Annotated in this window: 9 protein-coding genes and 1 pseudogene; 5 read left to right on the top strand and 5 right to left on the bottom strand. The window is 70.1% G+C overall.

Annotated features, from left to right (window positions below; genetic code table 11):
• Positions 1 to 110 precede the first annotated feature (110 nt).
• Positions 111 to 1,667: a S1C family serine protease gene (locus H162_RS0111340; RefSeq protein ID WP_020653587.1), complete on the top strand. Its 1,557-nt coding sequence runs from the start codon at positions 111 to 113 to the stop codon at positions 1,665 to 1,667.
• Between the two features lie 66 nt (positions 1,668 to 1,733).
• On the opposite strand, the gene H162_RS0111335 is transcribed toward H162_RS0111340, so the two are convergent.
• Complete coding sequence (locus H162_RS0111335; protein WP_020653586.1) at positions 1,734 to 3,344, bottom strand: serine hydrolase; 1,611 nt, start codon at positions 3,342 to 3,344, stop codon at positions 1,734 to 1,736.
• A 22-nt stretch (positions 3,345 to 3,366) separates the two neighbouring features.
• The gene (locus tag H162_RS0111330) at positions 3,367 to 5,223 is read right to left on the bottom strand and encodes a M1 family metallopeptidase (RefSeq protein ID WP_020653585.1); all 1,857 of its coding nucleotides are present in this window, start codon (positions 5,221 to 5,223) and stop codon (positions 3,367 to 3,369) included.
• Between the two features lie 179 nt (positions 5,224 to 5,402).
• Here H162_RS0111330 and H162_RS0111325 point away from each other — a divergent pair, with 179 nt between their 5' ends.
• Positions 5,403 to 5,978 carry a TMEM165/GDT1 family protein gene (locus tag H162_RS0111325; RefSeq protein WP_020653584.1) on the top strand — a complete coding sequence of 192 codons (576 nt, stop codon included), beginning with the start codon at positions 5,403 to 5,405 and terminating at the stop codon, positions 5,976 to 5,978.
• Positions 5,979 to 5,982: 4 nt separating this feature from the next.
• Here the strand turns inward: H162_RS0111325 and H162_RS0111320 are convergent, their stop codons facing one another.
• A complete protein-coding gene (locus H162_RS0111320; protein ID WP_020653583.1) occupies positions 5,983 to 7,605 on the bottom strand; it encodes a CehA/McbA family metallohydrolase in 1,623 nt (540 codons plus the stop codon).
• A 344-nt stretch (positions 7,606 to 7,949) separates the two neighbouring features.
• Between H162_RS0111320 and H162_RS0111315 the strand changes: the two genes are divergently transcribed.
• From H162_RS0111315 to H162_RS33190, 3 genes and pseudogenes are all read left to right on the top strand, one after another.
• Positions 7,950 to 10,298, top strand: a complete 2,349-nt coding sequence (locus tag H162_RS0111315) for a GH92 family glycosyl hydrolase (RefSeq protein WP_051109917.1) — start codon at positions 7,950 to 7,952, stop codon at positions 10,296 to 10,298.
• A gap of 70 nt (positions 10,299 to 10,368) precedes the next feature.
• Positions 10,369 to 11,352: a LacI family DNA-binding transcriptional regulator gene (locus H162_RS0111310; protein ID WP_020653581.1), complete on the top strand. Its 984-nt coding sequence runs from the start codon at positions 10,369 to 10,371 to the stop codon at positions 11,350 to 11,352.
• Positions 11,349 to 11,582 (top strand): annotated as a pseudogene (locus H162_RS33190) (AGE family epimerase/isomerase); the annotation flags it as partial. The gene H162_RS0111310 and the pseudogene H162_RS33190, both read left to right, overlap by 4 nt.
• Before the next feature lie 42 nt (positions 11,583 to 11,624).
• Here H162_RS33190 and H162_RS0111305 read toward each other — a convergent pair.
• Together H162_RS0111305 and H162_RS30640 are read right to left on the bottom strand one after the other, a co-directional pair.
• Complete coding sequence (locus H162_RS0111305; protein ID WP_020653580.1) at positions 11,625 to 12,482, bottom strand: hypothetical protein; 858 nt, start codon at positions 12,480 to 12,482, stop codon at positions 11,625 to 11,627.
• A 17-nt stretch (positions 12,483 to 12,499) separates the two neighbouring features.
• Entirely contained in the window at positions 12,500 to 20,953 is an 8,454-nt protein-coding gene (locus H162_RS30640; RefSeq protein ID WP_229452032.1) for a GH36-type glycosyl hydrolase domain-containing protein, read from the bottom strand.
• Between the last annotated feature and the right edge of the window lie 135 nt (positions 20,954 to 21,088).

Genomic DNA, 21,088 nt, shown 5'->3' with positions numbered 1-21,088 from the left:
TTCCCTTCGGGAGGGCGGGATCGCCCTCCCGTGACGATCCACGTATATCCAAAAGCGGCATCCGTGTATATTCTTTCGGTTGAGTGTCAATCTTGCAATCGAAGGGATTTATGAAGACCTACCGACTCGCCGCCCTGGCGCTTGCCCTGTCCAGCCTCGTCCATGCGCAGGACAGCATGCCGCCTGCACCGCAGACCACGCCGCTGCCGCCCTCCGCCACCACCCAGGCCGCCGCGCCCGCGCTGCCGGCCATCGAGAATTCCGTCGTCAAGATCTTCGCCACCGTGCGCCGGCCGGACCTGTACAAGCCCTGGACCAAGGCCTCGCCCCAGGACGTGACCGGGTCGGGCGTGATCATCGAGGGCAAGCGCATCCTGACCAACGCCCACGTGGTGAACTATGCGAGCCAGGTCGAGGTGCAGGCCAGCCAGTCGGGCGACAAGGTGTCGGCCAGGGTGATCGCGCTGGCGCGCGGCCTGGACCTGGCGGTGCTGGAGCTGGACGACCCCTCCTTCTTCGACAAGCGCCCGCCGGTGCAGCGCGCCGCCGTGCTGCCGGACGTGCGCGAGCAGGTGTTCGCCTACGGCTATCCGGTGGGCGGCAATTCGCTGTCGACCACCAAGGGCATCGTCTCGCGCGTGGAGTTCGTCAACTATGGCGCGTTCAGCTCGGGACTGCGGATCCAGATCGACGCGCCGATCAACCCCGGCAACAGCGGCGGCCCGGTGATCGCGGGCGACCGCATGATCGGCCTGGCGTTTTCGATGGCGACCAACGCGCAGAACATCGGCTACGTGATTCCGAACGAGGAGATCGAGCTGTTCCTGCGCGACGTGGCGGACGGCCGCTATGACGGCAAGCCGCTGATGCACGACAGTATCCAGACCCTGGAGAATCCTGCGCTGCGCCAGTTCCTGAAGCTCGACAAGTCGATCGAGGGAGCGGTGGTGCACCGGCCGTATAAAACCGATGCGTCCTGGCCGCTCAAGGAATGGGACGTGATCACCCACATCGGCGAGCACCCGATCGACAACCAGTCCATGGTCAAGCTGGGCTCGAACCTGCGGGTGCGCTTCCAGTACCGCATCCAGCAGGTGGCGAAGAACGGCAAGATCCCGTTGACGGTGGTCCGCAACGGCAAGACCATCAAGGTGGACGTGCCGGCCAGCGGCCCGCGCCCGCTCCTGATCCCGGAGCTGAACGGCGGCTATCCGTCCTACTTCATCTATGGCCCGATGGCGTTCTCGCGCGCCAGCGCCGAATTCCTGGGCTTCGTGAGCAACAGCGCGCCGGGGATGAACTCCTATGCCTTCAATGCCAGCCCGCTGGTGACGCGGCGCGGCGATTCGCCGGACAAGGAGCGCGAGGAACTGGTGGTCATCAGCGCGCCGTTCTTCCCGCACAAGCTGGTGAGCGGGTATTCGAACCGCTTCGGCTCGGTGATCGAGTCGGTCAACGGCACCCCGGTGCGCAGCCTGGCGCACCTCGTCGCCCTGCTGCGCGACCTGAAGGACGAGCAGATCGTGCTGCGCTTCGAGCAGCGCTATGGCGAGACCATGATCCTGCCGCGCAAGGCGACGCTGGATATCACGGAAGAGATCCTGTCGGATAACGGGATCCGGTCGCAGGGATCGGAAGACATGATGAAGGTGTGGACCGGGAAGTAGGCAGAACGCCTGAGCCGACGCTGCTCATGCAAGAAAAAACCGCAGCCAGGGCTGCGGTTTTTTTCATCACTTCTCCTTCTTCTTCACAGGCGTGAACAGCAGATCCTGGAAGTCGTAGCTGAAGTCCGTCTCGGTCGAAATCGGCTTCATGCGCATCCGCTCGATCGAGCCGTCATGGTCCAGCGAGAAGGTCATGTACGCATCCGCATTGAAGTTGCGCTCCTTCCAGCGCACGACGAAGGTATCGTGCTGGAAGTGTTCGATCTCCCCGGTCAGGTCCGGCGTGCGCGAGAATGCGATCACCTGCTTGCCGCCGACGCGCTTGATGGTCGCGCTGCCGTACCACGGATCCTTGTACTCGCCCTCGTAGGCGGCCAGCGGCAGCGACGGCTTCGATTGCGCCGCGCGGGTCGCGGACTCGGTCTTCAGGCGCTCCTTCTCCTTCGCCTGCGTCTCGCGGTCGACCTCGGCGATGCGGCCGATCCAGTCGGTCGGCGCCACGCCCAGGTACTGGTCGAGCAGGCGGTACTGCAGCGCGTTGAGCGAGGGACCGCTCTCGGCGTTGGTGAAGATCGCAATGCCGACCTTCGCTTCCGGCACCAGCAGCACGCGCGAATAGAAGCCCTGCAGCGCGCCGCCGTGCAGCGCCACCAGCTTGCCCTGGTAGTCGCGCAGCTGGAAGCCCAGGCCGTAGGCATAGAAGTTCGGCTTGGTCGCGGCCAGCGGCGGTTTCGGCTGGTTGATCGCCATCGGCGTCTGCGCGGTCCACATCTCGCGCGCCTGCTTGTCCGACCACAGGCGCGTTTCCTTGCCGTCCTCGCCCTTGCCCAGCTTGCCGCCGTCGAGCAGCACGTTCATCCAGCGCGCGATGTCCTCGGCGCTGGTGTTGATGCCGACCGCGCCGATCGCGTTCGCCACCGGCATCGGCTTGACCACCGAGATCCTGCCGTTGATCCTGCTGTGCGGCGCCGACACGTTCGGGTTGTTGCGCAGCTCGTCCAGGCTGGTGGTGGTGGTCTTCATGCCGACCGGATCCAGGATCCACTCGCGCATCGTCTCGCCCCAGGTCTTCCCGGACTTCATGGCGATGATCTTGCCGGCCACGATGTACAGCAGGTTGTCGTAGGCGTAGCTGTTGCGGAAGCTGGTCGCGGGACGGATGTAGCGCAGGTTGTGGATGATCTCGTCGGTGCTGAAGGTGGTGGTCGGCCACCACATCAGGTCACCGGCGCCCAGCCCCAGGCCGCTGCGGTGGGTCAGCAGGTCGCGCACCGTCATCTCGGCCGTGACGTAGGGGTCGTACATGCGGAAGTCCGGCAGGTGCTTGATCACCGGGTCGTCCCACTCCAGCTTGCCCTGGTCGACCAGCATCGCCAGCCCGGCGGCGGTGAAGGCCTTCGAGTTGGAGGCGATCTCGAAGATGGTCTTGCCGTCCACCGGGGCCGGGTCGCCCAGCTTGCGCACGCCGAAGCCCTGCGCGACCACGACCTTGCCGTCCTTGACGACGGCGATCGCGATGCCGGGCACGTCGAAGGCCTTCATCACGCGGGTGACGTCGGCTTCCAGGTTGTAGGCCGGCGCTAGCGCGCCTGCCGCCGCCGGCGCTTCGGCCGCCGTGGCGAAGGCCGCGCCGGCGGCGGAAAACGCGATCAGGATGGCGCTGGCGAGTCGTTTCATCGAATGCACGGTGGTTCTTCCTTTATACCTTGTTCATTTGCTTGTCGACGCTCGACTGCGTCTCCGGGTGATAACGCTCGCGCGCGGCCTTGTAGACGCGTTCGGCCCAGGCGCGGTCCTGGGCATTGGCGCGCAGCGCGGCGTACAGCGGCACCACGAACTTCTGGCGGCCGACGCTCATCAGGAAGGCTTCCAGGTGCGGACGGACGCCGCGGTAGCCGGCATGCACCGAGGCCCGGTAGAAGCGGAACGCGACTTCGTTGTTGCCGGTCTTCGCCAGGCCGAAGGCCTTGTCGAGTTCCTCGAGCTGGCGGGCGCTCGCCTTGTTGTCGATATCGTTCAGGAACTTCATCCATTCGGCGGCGTTCCAGTTCCGGGTGTCGAGCTTCGCGGTCGGCACCTCGCCCTTGAGCCAGCCGGCGGTGGTCGCGTCCAGCGCGGCCAGGCGCTGCGACACGGCGCGCTGGGCGCTGGCCGGGATGCCCGGGCCGTACAGCCACTCGTCCAGCTCCGCCTCGCTCATGATCTTCGGATTCTTCGCCAGCAGGTTGGCGCGCAGGTATTCCACGAACTGCTCGGTGGTCACGCTCTGGAAGGCGTGCTGGTCGAACCAGCCGCGCAGGAAGGGATCGAAGGCGGCGCGGCCGGCGCGCTGCTCGAGGGTGCGCAGGAACCAGGCGCCCTTCGGATAGGCCAGCTCCTCGTCGGTGTAGTACTCGGCCGAGGTGTCCGGCTGGCGCGGCACCAGCGCCTGCTTCGCCTTCGGCAGGGTCTTCAGGTGTTCGAGCGCCTCTTCCTGCTCCAGCTGCAGGTTCATGGTGGCCACGTCCTCGCCGTACATCTTCTCGAGGATGCGGGTGGTCACGTAGGTGGTGAAGCCTTCGTTCAGCCACCAGTGCTTCCACGAGGCGTTGGTCACCAGGTTGCCCGACCAGCTGTGCGCCAGTTCGTGGGCGATCAGGTCGACCAGGCTGCGGTCGCCCGCGATCATGGTCGGGGTCAGGAAGGTCAGGCGCGGGTTTTCCATGCCGCCGATCGGGAACGAGGGCGGCAGCACCAGCATGTCGTAACGTCCCCAGCGATACGGACCGTAGAGCGACTCGGCGGCGGCGACCATCTTCTCGGTGTCGCCCAGTTCGTACTCGGCGGCCTGGATGCGCTTCGGCTCGGCGTACACGCCGGTGCGCGGGCCGAGGGTGCGCGCTTCGAGCTCGCCGATGCCGATCGCCAGCAGGTAGGCGGGAATCGGCTGCGGCATGTTGAATTTCCAGCCTTTCTCGCCGGTCGCCTTCGGATCGTTATCGGCGCTCATCACGACGCGCAGGCCTTCCGGCGCCTGGATGCGGGCGGTGTAGGTGAAGCGCACCGCCGGCGTGTCCTGGATCGGCACCCACGAGCGGGCGTTGATCGACTGCGACTGGCTGAACATGAACGGGCGCTTGCCCGACATGGTCTGGGCCGGCGTGAGCCACTGCAGCGCGGTCGCGGTCGGCGCGGTGCGGTAATGGATGCGCACCCTGGCCGGCTGGCCCGGCAGGTCGACGTGCAGCGCCTGGCCCTTTTCCTTGTCCAGCTTGTCGAGCTTGTAGGCGACCTTGCGCCACGCGCCCTGCGCGTCCTGGGCCTCGATCTTCGAGATCGCCAGCTCGCGCGTGTCGAGGTCGAGCGTGGTGGCCTTCTTGTCCAGCCAGTCCAGGGTCAGCTCGGCGTAGCCGTCGAGCGTCTTGCGCGCGAAATCGGCCTTCAGGTCCATGTGCAGCGCACTGGTCCTGACCTGGTCGTAGCGGGCGTAGCTGAGGGGATCGAGCGCGAACGCGCAGGCGCTCCAGGCGCCGAGGATGGCGGAAGCGGCGGCGCGCAGCAGGATGCTTGTTTTCATGGGTCTCTCGCAGGAAGGCAACCCGTCAGGGTTACGGGCGCGAGCAGAATAGCATGCTCGAACTTCCAGCGAAAGCCGCTGCGGAGCGGGGCGCGGCCGCCCGGCATGGTCGCAGGACGGCAAGCGCAGGCTTCCCCGACTCTGCTATGATCCGCCCTCTTTTTGCCTCGCCCCTCTCGATGGACGCCTTTCTCGTCTCGACCGGCATCGTGGGACTCGCCGAGATCGGCGACAAGACCCAGCTGCTGGCCTTTTTGCTCGCCGCGCGCTTCCGCCGCCCGCTCCCGATCGTCTTCGGGATCTTCGTGGCGACCATCGCCAACCACGCCTTCGCGGCGGCGGTCGGCGCGCTGGTGAGCGACCTGCTGGGCCCGAACGTGATGCGCTGGGTGCTGGGCCTGTCCTTCCTCGCCATGGCCGCATGGACCATGATTCCCGACGAGATCGACGAAGAGGAAACCCGGCTGGCGCGCTACGGCGTGTTCCTCACCACCCTGATCGCCTTCTTCGTCGCGGAGATGGGCGACAAGACCCAGGTCGCCACCGTGGCGCTGGCGGCGCGCTACGAATCGATGGCGGCCGTCGTCTGCGGCACCACCCTGGGCATGATGCTGGCGAACGTCCCCGCCGTGGTGTTCGGCGAGCGCATCGCCAACAAGGTGCCGCTCCAGCTGGTGCACGGCATCGCCGCGCTGATCTTCACGGTGCTCGGCATCGCCACCCTGCTCGGCGCCGGCGCAGGCCTGGGCTTCTGAAAACCTATTCCTGCGTCACCCAGACCGGGGCCGACCACAGGACGTTGCCGTCATCCTGGGTGATGCGCGCGTAATAGAAATGCGCGCCCGGCGCCGGCACGATGGTCGTGGTCGCGCTGCTCGACAGCCGGGTCACGGTCCCGCCGCGTCCCGGCATCCCTTCCATGAGCGCCACGGATGCGACCTTCCTGCCGCCGGTGCTGGCGAAATTCGCCACCAGCGTGAGCGGGCCGCGGTTGGTGAAGCGCTCCCCCATCAGGCGGCCATTCGCCGTCAGCACCAGTTGCGATTCCCGGTCCATGGTCGCGAACACACGGCGCGCCTTGAGCGCCTCGACGAAGCTGGCCCGGGTCAGCGCGACACCGTTCGGTATCAGCACCGCGGTGCGGTTGGTATACGACGCCCCCCAGTTCGCACAGTGGTTGTCCTGGTTGCTGCTGAAGGCGAGGTGGTAGCCCGCTTCCAGCAGCCGGTTGCAGGCCGCCTCGAACTGGCTGCGCCGGGTTTCGGTTTCCGTCACGTTGGTCGAGAAGGCCGTGCTGTTCATGACCTCGCACAGCGCCATCGCCTCGTCGCCGTCCCTTGTATAGCCGAGCGCCACGCCGTTGACGATGAACTGGCCGGTCTGCGCCGGATGGTTGAACTGCCCGACCCAGCCGCGTTCGCGCATCAGGGTGTACAGGGAAGCGTAGTCGCCGCGCGCCGTGAGCGTGTCCGCCATCAGCTCTCCCCTGGCATTGGTCTCCCAGCCCAGCAGCTCGCGGCTGTCGAAGATGTTGATATGGCCGCCGTTGTTGATGACGCCCCACTCCATGCCGTACAGCGCCAGGAAGCCCGGATGCGCGGCCGAGAAGGCGTCGGCGGCGGCCAGGCCGGACTGGTACAGCGCCCTGGCCGCGGCGGCGTCGGCTTGCGGGGCGCCGGTTTCCGAACCGTCGTACATGTGGTTGTGCTCCGACGCCACGAGGATGTCGAGGCCGCGCTCGCGCGCATAGGCGAAGGCCGCCTCCGGTCCATGGCGGGCGCTCTGCGGCGGCTGGGCGCCCTTGCATGCGGCGAGTTCGGCGCCGCCGTCGCTGTGGTTGGTCTGGCTGTGCAGGTTGCCGAGGTAGACGGTGTAGGGGAGCGCCGCCGGCGCCGGCGCCGCGCCCGGCGTCGAGGTGGCGCGCGGCAGCGGCTCGAAACGCGGCAGCCGGGGCGCCGGCGGCGCGCCGACCGCGATCTCCCAGTCCTGTTCCACCACCTCGTGCGGCTCGCCGCGCAAGGCCGCATGCAGCCGCACCCGGTAGATGCCCCCGGGCGCCGGCGCGCGGCCGATGCGTCCGGACCAGGGCACCGGCACCGACACGGCCGGCCCCTTCAACGCCGTCTGGCCCTGCCAGCGCAGCAGCACGCGGCCGCCGGGCGCTTCGAGCGTCACGCGCCAGTCGACGATGCCGGCCTGCTCCAGGCCGGGATAGGCGAAGTCGAGCAGGAAGCGGCGCTGCTGCACCGGTCCGGACTGGAAAGGAGCGTGCAGGGTGGCTTCGAATTCCCGGTGTTCGGCGAGCGCGGCGGGCGCGGCGGCAGCCAGGCTGCCGCACAGCCACAGGGCGGGAAGAATGGGGGGCAGGAGTGAAGTAGTCATGATGCAATTTTTGCAATTGCAAGAATGGCCACTTTGCGCTGCCAGGCATGCCCATTGCATTTTTATACATGACAACTGAGCAACTTCAACCTGCCGCTCTTGACCATCAGCACCGCATTTTCCTCCTGTTTAGTAAACGTACTAAACATCAGTCCAATATCAGGGTTTTATTGCTGAGGAATCAGAGTCCGCATATAAGCTTCGAATAGGCATTCCCATCTGCATCACTCAGCAATGGGTCCGATAAAATGGCCGCGCTGGCGGGTTCCAACGGCGCCATGCCTACTGACGAAACGCAAACAAGAACAGGCGGCGCGTCGCGGCCCCGCCATATTGGAGACAGCATGACAGTTCGTTTGAATCGCGGATTCTTCCCGCTCACGGCGCTGGCAACACTGGCGGCACTGGCGTTCGCGGCCCTGCCGGCGGAGGCGGCCGATCCCGGCACGCCGGCTGCAGCCGTCAACGTCTTCATCGGCACCGGCGGCGACGGCCACACCTTCCCCGGCGCCAGCCGCCCGTTCGGCATGGTGCAGCTGAGCCCCGACACCCAGGTGCGCCACTTCCGCCAGAGCTATCCCTGGGCGGCCGGCTACCGCCATGACGACAATTCCATCCTCGGCTTCTCGCACACCCACTTCTCCGGCAGCGGTCACTCCGACCTCGGCGACGTGCTCCTGATGCCCTACAGCGGCGAGACCAAACTCGAGCCGGGTTATCCGGAGCGCCCGTTCTCGGGCTACCGCTCGCGCTTCTCGCATGACGAGGAAAAGGCCGAACCGGGCTACTACGCGGTGCGCCTGAAGGACAACGAGGTCAGCGTGGAACTCACCGCCAGCGAGCGCGTGGGCCTGCACCGCTACCGCTACGACCAGGGCGCCGCGGCCAAGGTGATCCTCGACCTGCGCAGCAGCATCTACGATTACGGCGGCAAGAACCTGTGGTCGCGCCTGCGCCTGCGCGACGCCACCACCCTCACCGGCATGCGCGAGACGCGCGGCTGGGCCCCGGGCCGCCAGCTCCATTTCGCGGTCCAGTTCTCGCGCCCGATCACCGCGCGCCAGCTGCTCAATCGCGAGGAAGCCATCGAATACCGCGGCTTCGCGGCGCCGGGCAAGACGCCCGCCGACAAGGTGCTGGTCGAGGGCAAGGCCCTGATGGCCGCGCTGGAGTTCGGCGTGCCTTCGGACGGCACCCTGCTGGTGAAGGTCGCCCTGTCCGCCGTCAGCGAAGACAATGCCCTCGCCAACCTGGCCGAGATGCCGGGCTGGGACTTCGACGCCGAGCGCAAGCGCGCAAGCAGCGCCTGGAACGAGGCCTTGGGGGCAGTGAGCGTGGAGGCGCCGGAACCGATGCGCACCATGTTCACCACGAGCCTGTACCACAGCATGCTGGCGCCTTCGCTGTTCACGGACCTCGACGGCCGCTACCGGGGACCGGACAACCAGGTCCACCAGGCCAGGGACTTCCGCTTCCACTCGACCTTCTCGCTGTGGGACACCTACCGCGCGCTGCATCCGCTGCTCACGCTGGTGGCGCCCGAACAGCGCAACGCGGACTTCGTGCGCTCGCTGATCGCCTCGCAGCAGCACAGCCCCTACGGCATCCTGCCGGTGTGGCAGTTCCACGGCCTCGAGACCTGGTGCATGATCGGCTACCACGCGGTGCCGGTGATCGCGGACGCCTACATGAAGGGCATCCGCGGCTTCGATCCGGAGCAGGCCCTGGCCGCGATGACCGCCAGCGCCGAGTATGGCCCCTACGGCGGCCTGGAACACTACATGAAGCTGGGCTACGTGCCGATCGACCGCGAGCCGGAAGCGGCCTCGAAGACCGTGGAATACGCGTTCGACGACTGGACCATCGCGCGCATGGCCGAGAAGATGGGCAAGCAGGACGTCGCCGCCCGCTACTACAAGCGCGCCCAGAACTACCGCAACGTATTCGACAGGGAGACCGGCTTCATCCGCGCCCGCAAGTCGAGCGGCGAATTCCGCACCCCGTTCAACCCGGTGCAGTCGAACTTCGGCAGCGACTACACCGAGGGCAGCGCGTGGCAGTATTCCTGGTATATGCCGCACGATAATGCCGGCCTGATCTCGATGCTGGGAGGCGACGCCGCCCTGGTGGCCAAGCTCGACCAGATGTTCGACGCCAGGGTCGAGGACAATGTCTACGCCCACATGGAAGACATCTCGGGCCTGATCGGCCACTACGCCCATGGCAACGAACCTTCGCACCACGTGGCCTACCTGTACAACTACGCGGGCGCGCCGTGGAGGACGCAGGAACGCCTGGCGCACATCATGGCGACCCAGTACGCCAACAAGCCGGACGGCCTGTCGGGCAACGACGACCTGGGCCAGATGTCGGCCTGGTTCGCCTTCACCGCGCTCGGCTTCTATCCGGTGGCGCCGGGCAGCAACGAGTACGTGATCGGCCGTCCCTTCCTCGACCAGGCCGTGCTGAACCTGCCCAACGGGAAGCGCTTCACGGTGCGCGCCGAGAACCTTTCGGATGCCAACCGCTACGTCGGCCGCGTGACCCTGAACGGCAAGCCATGGACGAAGAGCTTCCTGCGCCACGAGGATCTCGTCGCCGGCGGCGAACTGGTGTTCACGATGCAGGCGACGCCGAACAAGGAGTGGGGCAAGGAGCGCAGCGCCCGCCCCTATACCCAGACGCGCTACTGAGCCGGAGGCCCGCGATGACGATGATGCGCCTGGCCGGCGCCGGCCTGCTCGTCGCCAGGAAGGAACAGCCATGGCGGTGACGATCCGCGATATCGCCAGGGCGACCAATTATTCGATCGGCACGGTCTCGCGCGCGCTGAAGAACCAGGACGGCCTGACCGACAAGACCCGGGCCCGGATCTGCGCCGCCGCGCGCGAACTGGGCTACGACTTCGGCAACCTGCGCCAGGGCGAGACAAGGCGCATCGCCTTCCTGCTGCACCGCCAGCACGACACCCGCTCCTCCAGCCCGTTCTACCTGCCGGTGCTGCATGGCGCGGTGGACGCCTGCCGGCGGCGCGGCATCGCCCTGTCCTTCGTCGTGGTCGGACCGGCCGAGCCGGTGCTCGACCTGGTGCGCCTGCACCAGCCGGACGCCCTGCTGTGCGCGGGCTTCTTCGAGCCCGAACTCCTGGGCGCGCTGCGCGACACCGGCAAACCGCTGGTCCTGCTCGACATGCGCCTGCCCGGCTACCGCTGCGTCAATCCCGACCACCAGCTGGGCGGCTACCTGGCGACGCGCCACCTGATCCGGCAGGGCCGGCGCCGCATCGCGATGCTGTCCGGCTCCCTGGCCCATCACAGCATCCATGAACGCAGCCGGGGTTTTCGCAAGGCGCTGTTCGAGGCGCGCATGCTGGCCGATCCCGAGCTCGAAGTGCAGTTGCCCAGCATCGGCAACCCGCTGGACAACGTGCGCCAGGCGATGGACACGCTGCTGGCCCTGACCCACCGCCCCGACGCCCTGTTCTGCTACAACGACAGCACCGCGCTGGCCGCGATGCAGCACTGCCTCGAGCGCGGATTGAAGATCCCGCACGACATGGCGATCGTCGGCTTCGACGACATCAGCGCCGCCGCCAGCGCCATTCCGCCGCTCAGCAGCATCAACATCGACAAGGAAGCGCTGGGCAGGATGGGCGTCGACCTCCTGCTGGACAAGTCCGCCGGCCCCGGCCTGGAACACACGCTCACCGTACAGCTGATGGTACGCGAAAGCAGCAATGACGATTGACGCGGCACTACGGCTTTTCCCCGGACGGCGGCGTCTGCGACAGCGACAAGTATTTCCGGGTCCAGGCCGAGAACCTGGCGGCCAGCGCCCTGCTCGCGGTGCGTACCGGGGACGGGCTGTTCTGGAAGGACGACGATCAGCTGTGGTCCTATTGCTGGCAGCACTTCGTCGGCCACGCGCACGGCGCCTGGTACCGCATCCTGGGCGCCGACGCGCAGCGAAGTCGAACTGTTGAGCCGGGAGGCGACCCGGTACTGAGCCGCCCGCCCGGCCTAGAAGTGGTATTCCGCGCGCACCATCGGGGTGCTGGCGCGCGGCCCCTGTCCGCCGGTGCCCACGCGGGTATTGCCGAACTTGTTGTTCCAGAACTGGTACTCGACACCGATGCGGAAGCGGTTCTTCGGATGGCCGAAGCGCGCGCCGATGTCGTACATCAGCTGCATGTCGAGGTTGGTCTCGGGGCCGGTCGGGACACCCACTTCGTCGAGGCCCTTCTCGGCGATGAAGTTGAGGTAACCTTCGAACGACCAGCCCTCGGCCACCGGAATGCCCCAGCTGACGTTGAGCATCGGGTGGTTCTCGAACTTGTAGCGCCGGCCCACGTTCGAAATCGGCGGGAAGGCGCCGCTCGGCGCATTGCTTTCGCGGACCAGCAGGATGCTGGTGTTCAGGAAGCCCGGCACGTCCCACATCAGGGTCGGACCGAGGACGAACATGCGCTTGCGCGAGTTGTAGCCGACGTCGTCCTTCCAGTTGAAGTCGACACCGGCGGTCAGGCCCACGCCCTTCACCTTGCCGAAGCGGATCTCCTTGCCGCGCAGCGCCCCGAGGTCGAGCGTGTGGCGGTACAGCAGGTAGGCTTCTTCCGCGCCCGAGTTGTCGGTGAGCGATTTCGGATCGGTGCTGTTCGACTTGAGCACGTCCAGGTTGAGGTAGTTGCTGCCGTACTTGTAGCCGCTCGCGTGGGTGAGCGCGTAGATGTTCTTCTTGATGTGCTCCGGGTTGAACGGTTCGGCGAAGCGCGTTCCGTAGCGCCAGCTGACGGCCGTGTCGCTCCAGTCGAGCGCCTGGGCAGCGCCGGCGGCGAGGGCCAGGGCGGCGCAGCAGGCGATGCGGGTTGTCATGCTCATGTCGTGTTCCTTATCGTCTAGTTCTTGTTGTCGCGTGGTGCGCGCGGCGCCGGCGCCGCCACCTTGTGCAGGTGGGCGTCGTCCACCAGCTCGATGCCGCGCTCGCGCGGCTCCCCGTCGAGCAGCAGACCCGCATGATTGGCGTCGGCGCGCACGGAGATCTCGTAGATGGCCCGGCCGTAGCGGTAGCGCAGCGTGAGTCCTTCCCATTCCGGCGGCAGGCGCGGGTCCAGCAGCAGGCGCTGTCCGCGCCGTTCGATGCCCAGCAGTCCTTCGACGACCATCAGCCAGGCCCACCCCGCAGACGAAGTGTAGCAGCCGCCGATGGCGCGTCCAGCATGGGGTGCAAGCGTGCGCACGCCCTCGGCCAGGAAATACGGCATCGCGCCGTGGCGCAGGCAGGCATCCACATTGGCCGTGCGCCGGATCGGGTCGAGCATGCGCGCCAGCCGCCAGGCCGGCGCCGCCTCGCCCAGCCGGGCAAGGCCGATCGCGGCCATGGCCGTGGCCCGGTGGTCCTGGCCGGGCCAGGCGTCCAGGCCGGGGGCCCACTGTCCATCGGCCGGGGGATCGCACAGCGGCACCTGGTCCCCATGCTCGCCGGCCAGGCGCTCGACAGCCGCGCGCAAGGCCGCCGCGCCGTGGGGCGCGCCCGCCAGCTGGGCCGAGGCCTGGGTCAGCAGGTCGATGCGGCAATCGGGATTGACGGCGGCGCCGAGCACCGCGCCGTCGTCCAGGTAGGCCCAGCGGTACCACTCGCCATCCCAGCCGTGTTCCCCGAGCTGGGCTTCCAGGGCCTGCGCGGCGCCGCGGCAGGTGGTGGCGAAACCGAAGTCGCCGCGCCGGTCCGCCACCTCGGCGAAACGCTGCAGCACCGCCATCATGAAGAACCCCAGCCGGACGCTTTCGGCGCGGCTGCCGGGGCCCCTGACCTCTTCGTGCAGGCGCAGCCCGGCCAGCGGCAGGCCGCGCGCGCCGAAGCGCAGGCAGCCGCGCAGGCCGTGCACGCACAGCTGGTACAGGTCGTCGGCGCGCGCCAGCCGCGACGCGCCGCCGCTGCTGCCGCCATCGCCGCTGTCGAGCGGCGTCTCGCGCAGCACGCCATGGTCGCCGGTCGCGCCGAGGTAGCGCACGATGGCGAACGGCAGCCACAGGAAATCCTCGGCCGTGGGATGCTGTCCGGCGCCGAAGTCGCGCGACGCCCGCAGCAGCTGTTCGCGCACCAGGGCGGGACGCGCATGCAGCGCCGCCTGCACCGATTGCAGGCGCTTCGCGGGCGAGGGCTCGCCCATGGCGGCCACGATGGCCTGGTAGGGCAGCCAGCCGTTGACCAGCAGGTCGAGCGCGGCATCGGGCGACTCCAGCTGTACCCGCTCGAGGGTGTGTTCCCACCAGCGGCGCAGCCGTTCCCACGCGGCGCCGGCGGCCTGGACCCCGCCGTGGCGCTGCACCACCCGGCTGGCATCGAGGCTGCCGGGTCCGGAGACCCCGAGCACGAACACCAGCTCGGCCTCCTCGCCCGGCTGCAGCTCGATCCCGACCTGCAGGGCGCCGCAGGGATCCAGCCCGGCGCCCACGCTGCCGGACAGGCCGCTCCTGGCCAGCGCCGCCGGCATGGCGATGTCGCCTTGCGGGCCGATGAACTCGAGACGGTCGGCGGTGCAGGCCACCTGTTCGGCATCGACGTGGAAGAAGGCCACCTTGTCGCGGAATCCCTCGCCGAAGGCATTGCGCGCGAACAGGGCGCCGCTCGCCAGGTCGATGCCGGTGACGACCTGCAGGCCGGGCGTGGCGTCCGCCCGGTCCAGCATCCACTCGACGTAGCCGGTCACGGACAGCCGGCGCGGCGCGCTGCTGTCGTTGCGCAGCCTGAGCACCGAATACTTGAGCGGCGCGTCGAGCGCCACGAAGCAGCGCAGCTCGGAGCCGATGCCCCAGGCGCGATGCTCGAACACGCTGTAGCCGAAGCCGTGGCGCGTGAGGTAGCCCTCGCCGGACGGCGCCGGCCAGGGCGTCGGCGACCAGCATGCGCCGCTGTCCTCGTCGCGCAGGTAAAAGGCTTCACCGGTGCCGGGCGCCGGCAGGTCGTCGCCGCCGGCGGTGACGCGCGCCTCGCGTCCACCGCTCCAGCTGCTGGCATGGCCGCGCTCCGACACCACGCTGCCGAATTCGGGATTGGCCAGCAGGTTGACCCACGGCGCGCCGGGCACGGGCAGGCCCGGGCCGCTGCGGATCACGTACTCGCGCCCGCCAGGCGCGAAGCCGCCGATGCCGTTGTCGTGCGCCAGCGCTTCGCGTGGCGGCTCAGGCGCCGCGGCGGTCCAGGCCTGGGCCTGGGCGCTGGGCGCGAACGGCGGCGGCAGCGCCGCCCGCGGCCGCGCCGCGCGGCGCAGCTGGTCGGGCAGTCCGCCGCGCTCGTCCGACAGCAGCACGCGCGCGATCGAGCGCAGCAGGATGCGGTCTTCGTGCGGAATGTCGGGCAGCAGGTGCACGTGCACGCCGCCGGGCTGCTCGAACGAAGAGGGATCCAGCACCGGCGCGGCCAGGTGCATCATCTGCTCGCGCGCGGTCCGGCTCTCGCACAGCACCAGCAGGTCGACCGCGAAGCCGCGGCTGCGCCAGTAGGCATGCGCCTGCATGGCCTGGCGCGCCAGGCCGGTGTCGGGACCGTGGCCGAGCTGGAGCAGGACCACCGGCAGCTCGCCGTCGATGCCGTAGGGACGCAGGCCGTCGCGGCCGCGCACGTTGCGCGCGATCAGGGCAGCGTCCGCACGCAGCGCCGGGACCGGATACGCCAGGCAGCCCGCCAGGCGGGTGAACATCTGGGCGTCGGCCTCGCTGAGCTCGAGGCGGCGCAGGAAGGCCTGACCATGGGTCCATGCCGCTTCGATCGCGTGGTCGATCACATGGCCCATGCGGTAGCGCGCCGCCAGGTCGCGCGCCACCCTGCGGCTGCCGGCCGCGCCCAGCACCAGGTCGACCGTGATCTCCTGCCCCGGTGCGAGCGTCACCATGCGCCGTATCGCCAGCGCCGGGTCGCCGGGCTCCGGGTCCAGGCCGGCGAGCGCGCCCCCGAGCGTGACGGCCTGGGGCGCGCGCAGGTCCCTGCCGCGTCCGATGAAGCGTGCGCGGCTGGTTTCATGGCTGGCCGCGCCGGAATCGTCGCGCACCGACATCAGGTGCAGCAGCACCGGCGCATCGGGCGCGGTCGCGCACAGCAAGGCCTGGCTGGCCTCGTCGATCTCGGCCGCCGCGCTGCTCCGCGCGCCGCTCGCCACCGGCGGCCCGGCCAGCGCCACGTAACTGGTCAGTTCCAGGGTGCGCGGCGCCGCGCCCCGGTTCGCGATCCGGATGCGGCGCAGCTCGACGTCGTCGTCCGGCGCCACCACCGCGTCGGTCACCATGTCGATGCCATGGTCGTGCCGGCGGAAGGTGGCGCGTCCCTCGGCGAACACGGTTTCCTGGCGTTCCGGCCGCGCCAGCGCCGGCAGCAGCGTGTTCGACCACAGGCGCCCGTCCGCCGGATCGCGCACATAGAGCGCCATGGCGCCATCGTTTCCTTCCGCACGGGTCAGGAGCAGCTCGTCCCAGCGGCTGGTTCCGGCGCCGTCGCTGGACAGCAGCAGGTGGTAGCCGCCGTTCGAGAGCAGCTGCACCTCGGGCAGGGTCGCGCCGGCGTCCTGCCGGATGACGCGGGCGTAGGCGCGTGCGGCAAGGGCGCCGTCCTGCGCCACGCGGGCGCCGTAGCGCACCGGCGCCGCCGCACCCGAAGCCGGCAGCGCTTCCTGCAGCAGCGGCAGCGCCGCGCGGAACTCGGGATCGGCGGCGAAGCGGCGCTGCATCGGGTGCCCGTGCAGCAGCTGGACCAGGGCCAGCAGGCCCATCGCCTGGTGCCGGGATGCGTAGGCGCGCACCACCACCTGGCGCTCGCCCGCCGGCAGGCGCGCGGACGCATAGTCGAGCCCCTCGTAGAAACCGTGTTCGCCCAGCAGGCCCTGCTCCGCCATCCGTTCGAGGTTGGCCAGCGCGAGCGCGGGTGCGGCGTTCAGCGCCAGCATGGCCGCATACGGCGCGGCGACCAGGTCGTCGCCGGCGCGGCGCTGCAGCGCCGCGGCCGGTATGCCGAAACGGCCAAAGCGGTAGCGCGCCGCGGCGTCGACGGCGTTGCAGCCGGATTCGGAGTAGCCCCACAGGATGCCCTTGCGGCGCGCGTGCGCGGCCTGGGCCCGCACCAGCGCCCGGCCGGCGCCGTCGAGCAGCGTATCGCGCCAGGACGGCATGATGAGCTGCGGCGCCAGGTAATCGGACACGGCCCCGCAGCGCGACAGCAGCAGCGGTTCCGCGCCTTCCATGCGCACCGGGCGTCCCAGCGACCACCAGTGCTGCTGCGGCAGCTGGTCCTGCGCCACCGCCGCGAAGCTGGCCATGCGCGCTTCCGACGCCAGCAGGTCGCAGCTGTCGGCGTCCATCCGGTCGTCGCGTACGTGGTAGCCGGCCGCCAGCAATCCGGCGCCGGCATCGTACAGGGCGCAAAAATCCATGTGCGCCAGCGCGCGCGCCTGCGCCGCCAGGCGTTCGAGGTCGCGCAGGCGGCGGTGCGCGCAGCCGCGGCCCTCCTCCACCAGCCGCGCCAGCCCCTGGCCGGGCGCGTCCGCCACATCGAGGGCCGCCAGTTCGCGCAGGCTGGGAATGCGCGTCAGCCTGGCGTCGAGCACATATTCCTGCGTCGCGCGGCTCCAGGGCGCCACCGCGTACAGGTCGCGCAGCTGCGCTTCGCACTGGGCGGCGAGGCGCGCGGACCAGGCGCGCAGCCCGGCGTCGGCATCGGCCGGCAGGCTGTCCTTCAGGCTGCGTGCTTCCTGCGTCACCGTGCGCAGGCATTCCGCCAGGCCCGGCAGGGTGTCGAGCGCGCGGCAGCGCTCCGGCTCCATGGCGCGCGACACCGCCGCGACCATGGCCCGGGTCGCGGGCGGCGCCGCCGCGGCATGCTCTTCGACGATGCGCAGGGCGGCGCGGATGCCGTCGAGGGCAAGACGGTCCGCCACCGGCTGGTCCGGCAGCTCATCCAGTCCGGCGGCCAGGGTGCGCAGCGCCAACACCAGGCTGCCGCTGCCGGCGGTGGCCACGAAGGCCGGCTCCACCGGCGCCAGCGAGGCGCCCTGGTACCACTGGAAGAAGTGGCCGCGCCAGCGTTCCAGCAGCGCCATCGACGCCAGCGCCGTCTCGACCCGCGTCAGCAGCGCGCCGGCCGGGATGAAGCCGGCGTCGTGCGCGCCCAGGCCGGCCAGCAGCGACAGGCCCATCCCGGCGGGCGAGACGCGCGCATCGACCTGCGGCTGCGGATGCTCCAGCACCGCTTCCGGCGCCAGTCCGCGCGCACCGCCGTCGTGGTCCTCGAAGAAGCTCCAGGTGCGGCGCGCCAGCGCGCGCAGGAAGGCCGACTGGGCCGCGCCCAGGCGGCCCGGGCGCTGGCGCCCGGGCTGGCTGCCCCACCACGCCAGCGCGGGCGACAGGAACCAGATCAGCAGCAAGGGCGCGACCGTGAACAGCGCGTACGGATTGGCGAAGGTCAGCAGCAGCGCGATGCCGACCGCGAACGCCGGCGCGCACCACATCGTGCGCCAGTTGTTGACGATGACGCTGCTCGGGCGCGCCAGCAGCGGCTGCGCGCCCTGCAGCAGGCGGCGGCGCGAGACGTGGCGGCGCCACAGCGCGCGGCCGATGGCGTCCAGCCGGCACCAGGCGGTGTGCGGCAGGAAGGCCACCTCCAGCGCGCTGCGGACGAGCGGCACGCGCGCGCCGCGCGCCCAGCCGTCCAGGTGCTGGCGCCAGGGCGCGTCGTGCGGCCGGTCCGCCAGCGCGACCAGGGCGCCGGCCAGCGCCGGCAGGAAATACACGGCGAGCACCGCCGCGCTCCAGAAGGCCGGCGTGGCCAGCATGCTCCAGCACAGGATGAGCAGGACGACCAGCGCCGGCTCGACCAGACTGTCGCGCAGGCGGTCGAACAGCTGCCAGCGTGCGTGCGGCGCTTCCAGCACCGCCGCGTCCTTGCCGCCCATCCGGCCGGCCATCTGCCAGTGCATGCGCGTGTCCCGGTGGCGCCGCACGGCATGCTCGCCATAGCTCGCCGGATGGGCCGCATCGAGCTGCACGTCGCGCGCCCTGCCGGCGCGCAGGCGGTCCTCCTCGGGCAGCCCGGGCGCGAAGCGGCCCTCGTCGCCGATCCCGTCGCCCATGGCGCGCTGCCAGGCGTCGACATCGTAGATCGCGGCCCAGCCCTGACTGCCGTCGGCCGCGGCGCCGCAGCCCGCCCCTTGCGCCGCCCAGCTCCCGGTGCCGTCCGCCCACAGGCGCTCGTAGCGCGTGGCGCGCCGCTCCGGCAGCGGAGCGCAGATCCGCGGCCGCAGCAGGCCATGCCCTTCGAGCACGCGCCCATCCTTGCCCAGCGCCGGCTGGTTCAGCGGATGCGCCATCGCGGCCACCAGCTGCCTGGCGGCATCGCGCGGCAGTCCGGTATGGGCGTCGAGGGCGATCACGTAGCGCACCTCGGCCAGTGCGCCGGTCGCGCCGGCCACCAGCTGGAAGCGCTCGCGCGCGCCGCCGCACAGCCAGGCGTTCAGGTCGGACAGCTGCCCGCGGCGCCGTTCGCGGCCGATCCATTCCCGCTCGCTGGCGCTCCAGCTGCGCGGCCGCTGCATCAGCAGGAAGGGTTCGATGCGCACGCTGACGGCGTCCGGATTGCCATGCTCGTCGACGGTCTCGGTCATCTGCTCGTGGCCATGCTTGCGGTTCAGCGCCTCGATCGCGGCGCGCGCCTGTTCGACCAGCGCGGCGTCCAGCGGCATCTGTTCCGCGGGCGCGTCGGCCAGGTCGGCCAGCAGGCAGAAGCGCAGCCGCGGATCGCGGTTGCCGAGATAGCGCACCTCCAGGTCGCGGCACAGCTTCGCCACGTTCGCGCCGCTGGACAGCTGGGCCGATACCGCGACCACCGTCTGCGCTCCCGCGGGAATGCCGGCGCCGTAGTCCATGCGCGGCGTGATGCGCGGCGGCGCCAGCCAGCCCGTCATCAGGCGCACCAGCGCGCGCGCCAGCTGGCTCGCGCCGAGCAGGGCCGGCAGCCCGAGCGCCGCCTGCAGGAGCAGGCCGGCGCCGCCGTGGCGCGCATGGATCACGATCGCGGCGGTGAACAGCAAGGTCAGCACGGCGACCGCGCCCAGCTGCGTGGCCTGCGGCGCGGCCTCCGCCATGCGGCGCAGCTTGCGCGCCAGGCCGCCCGCCTGCAGGCGCTGTTCCAGCAGGGAGCGTCCGGGGCCGGCCAGGTAGTAGCCGACATGGCGCGTGCGCCGGTCCAGGCCGCCCTCGCCCGGCGCGCGGTGCACGCCCGCCAGCGCCAGCGCTTCCTGCGCCACCTCGATCTCGGCATGGCGGGTGGCCTTCGCCAGCCGTTCGACCGTGCCGCGGTACAGGTCGCGCGTCGGTCCGTCCATGCGGGCATAGCTGCCGTCCGGATCGGCGCGCAGCACCTGCTCGACCGCGCTGATGTTTTCCGCGAAGGCGCGCCAGTCGACGCCGCCGGCCTGGCGCAGGCTGGCCAGGCTGTTCGCGGCGGACACCGCATCGTCGGCCTGTTCGCTGCGCTCGGCCTCCATCTGCAGGGCGATGCTGAGGCCTTCGTCGGCCAGGCGCGCGTCGATCCAGTCGAGGGCCTGGGTGAGCGTGGCGCCCTGCCCGTGCAGGCGGCGCGCCAGTTCGGCCACGAAGCCGCTGCCCAGCGGCTCGACGCTGCGCACCATGTCCGCCACCAGCAGGATCAGGTCGCCCGGACGCTGCTCGGCCGCTTCGACCATGCGTGCGGCCCAGTCGGCCGCCAGCGCGCGCTCGGCGCAGACACGGGCGGCGCGCGCCGCGAGGCGGCGCAGGTTGTCCACCAGCGCGAGACGCAGCATGCTCGGGAGCGCATCCAGCTCGGCCAGGGCCAGGGGCGCGCCTTCCTGGTAGGCGGCCAGGAAGCGCGACAGCTGGTCGGGATCGATGCGGCCGTCGCCGTGCGCGACCGCCTCGGTCATCAGGCGGAACGCGCGCGGCGCGTCGTCGGGCGCGAGGCGCGGCAGTTCGCGCGCGTCGCGCAGCAGCTGGCCGCGCGCCAGGCGGACCTGGGCGTCGAGCAGGTGGTACTGGTCGAGGAGGCGCAAGCCGGCCGGCGGCGGCTCGCGGCCGGCGCCCGCGGCGCGGTCGAGCGCATCGCAGGCCTGGGCGATGGCCGCGGCATTCGCGTCCAGGAGCCCCAGCATGTCGCGCGCGGAAGCGGCGCCGGACAGCTGGTGGCGCGCGGCGAGCTGGCGGCCGTGGACCGCCAGCTGGGCCGCACTGAGCGGAGCGGCGCGCAGCGGGGCATCGCCGCCGGCGCCTGCCTGCCCGGCGCGTTCCGGACCGGTCGGCGATTCCGCCATCGGATTGTTCTCAAGTTTCAACGGGGACCTCGACACAGGGACGTGCGCTGTCGACCGCTGGCGCGCAATGCGCCCGGGGCGGTTCAGGGCGGAAAACGCTGGGCGCGCACGGCCATCGCCATGCTAGAGGAATAGGACGGGGTTTACTGTGCGGTG

The organism is Massilia niastensis DSM 21313, assembly GCF_000382345.1.
Classification (GTDB): Bacteria; Pseudomonadota; Gammaproteobacteria; order Burkholderiales; family Burkholderiaceae_D; genus Telluria; species Telluria niastensis.
This window is presented reverse-complemented; position numbering and strand designations above follow the sequence as displayed.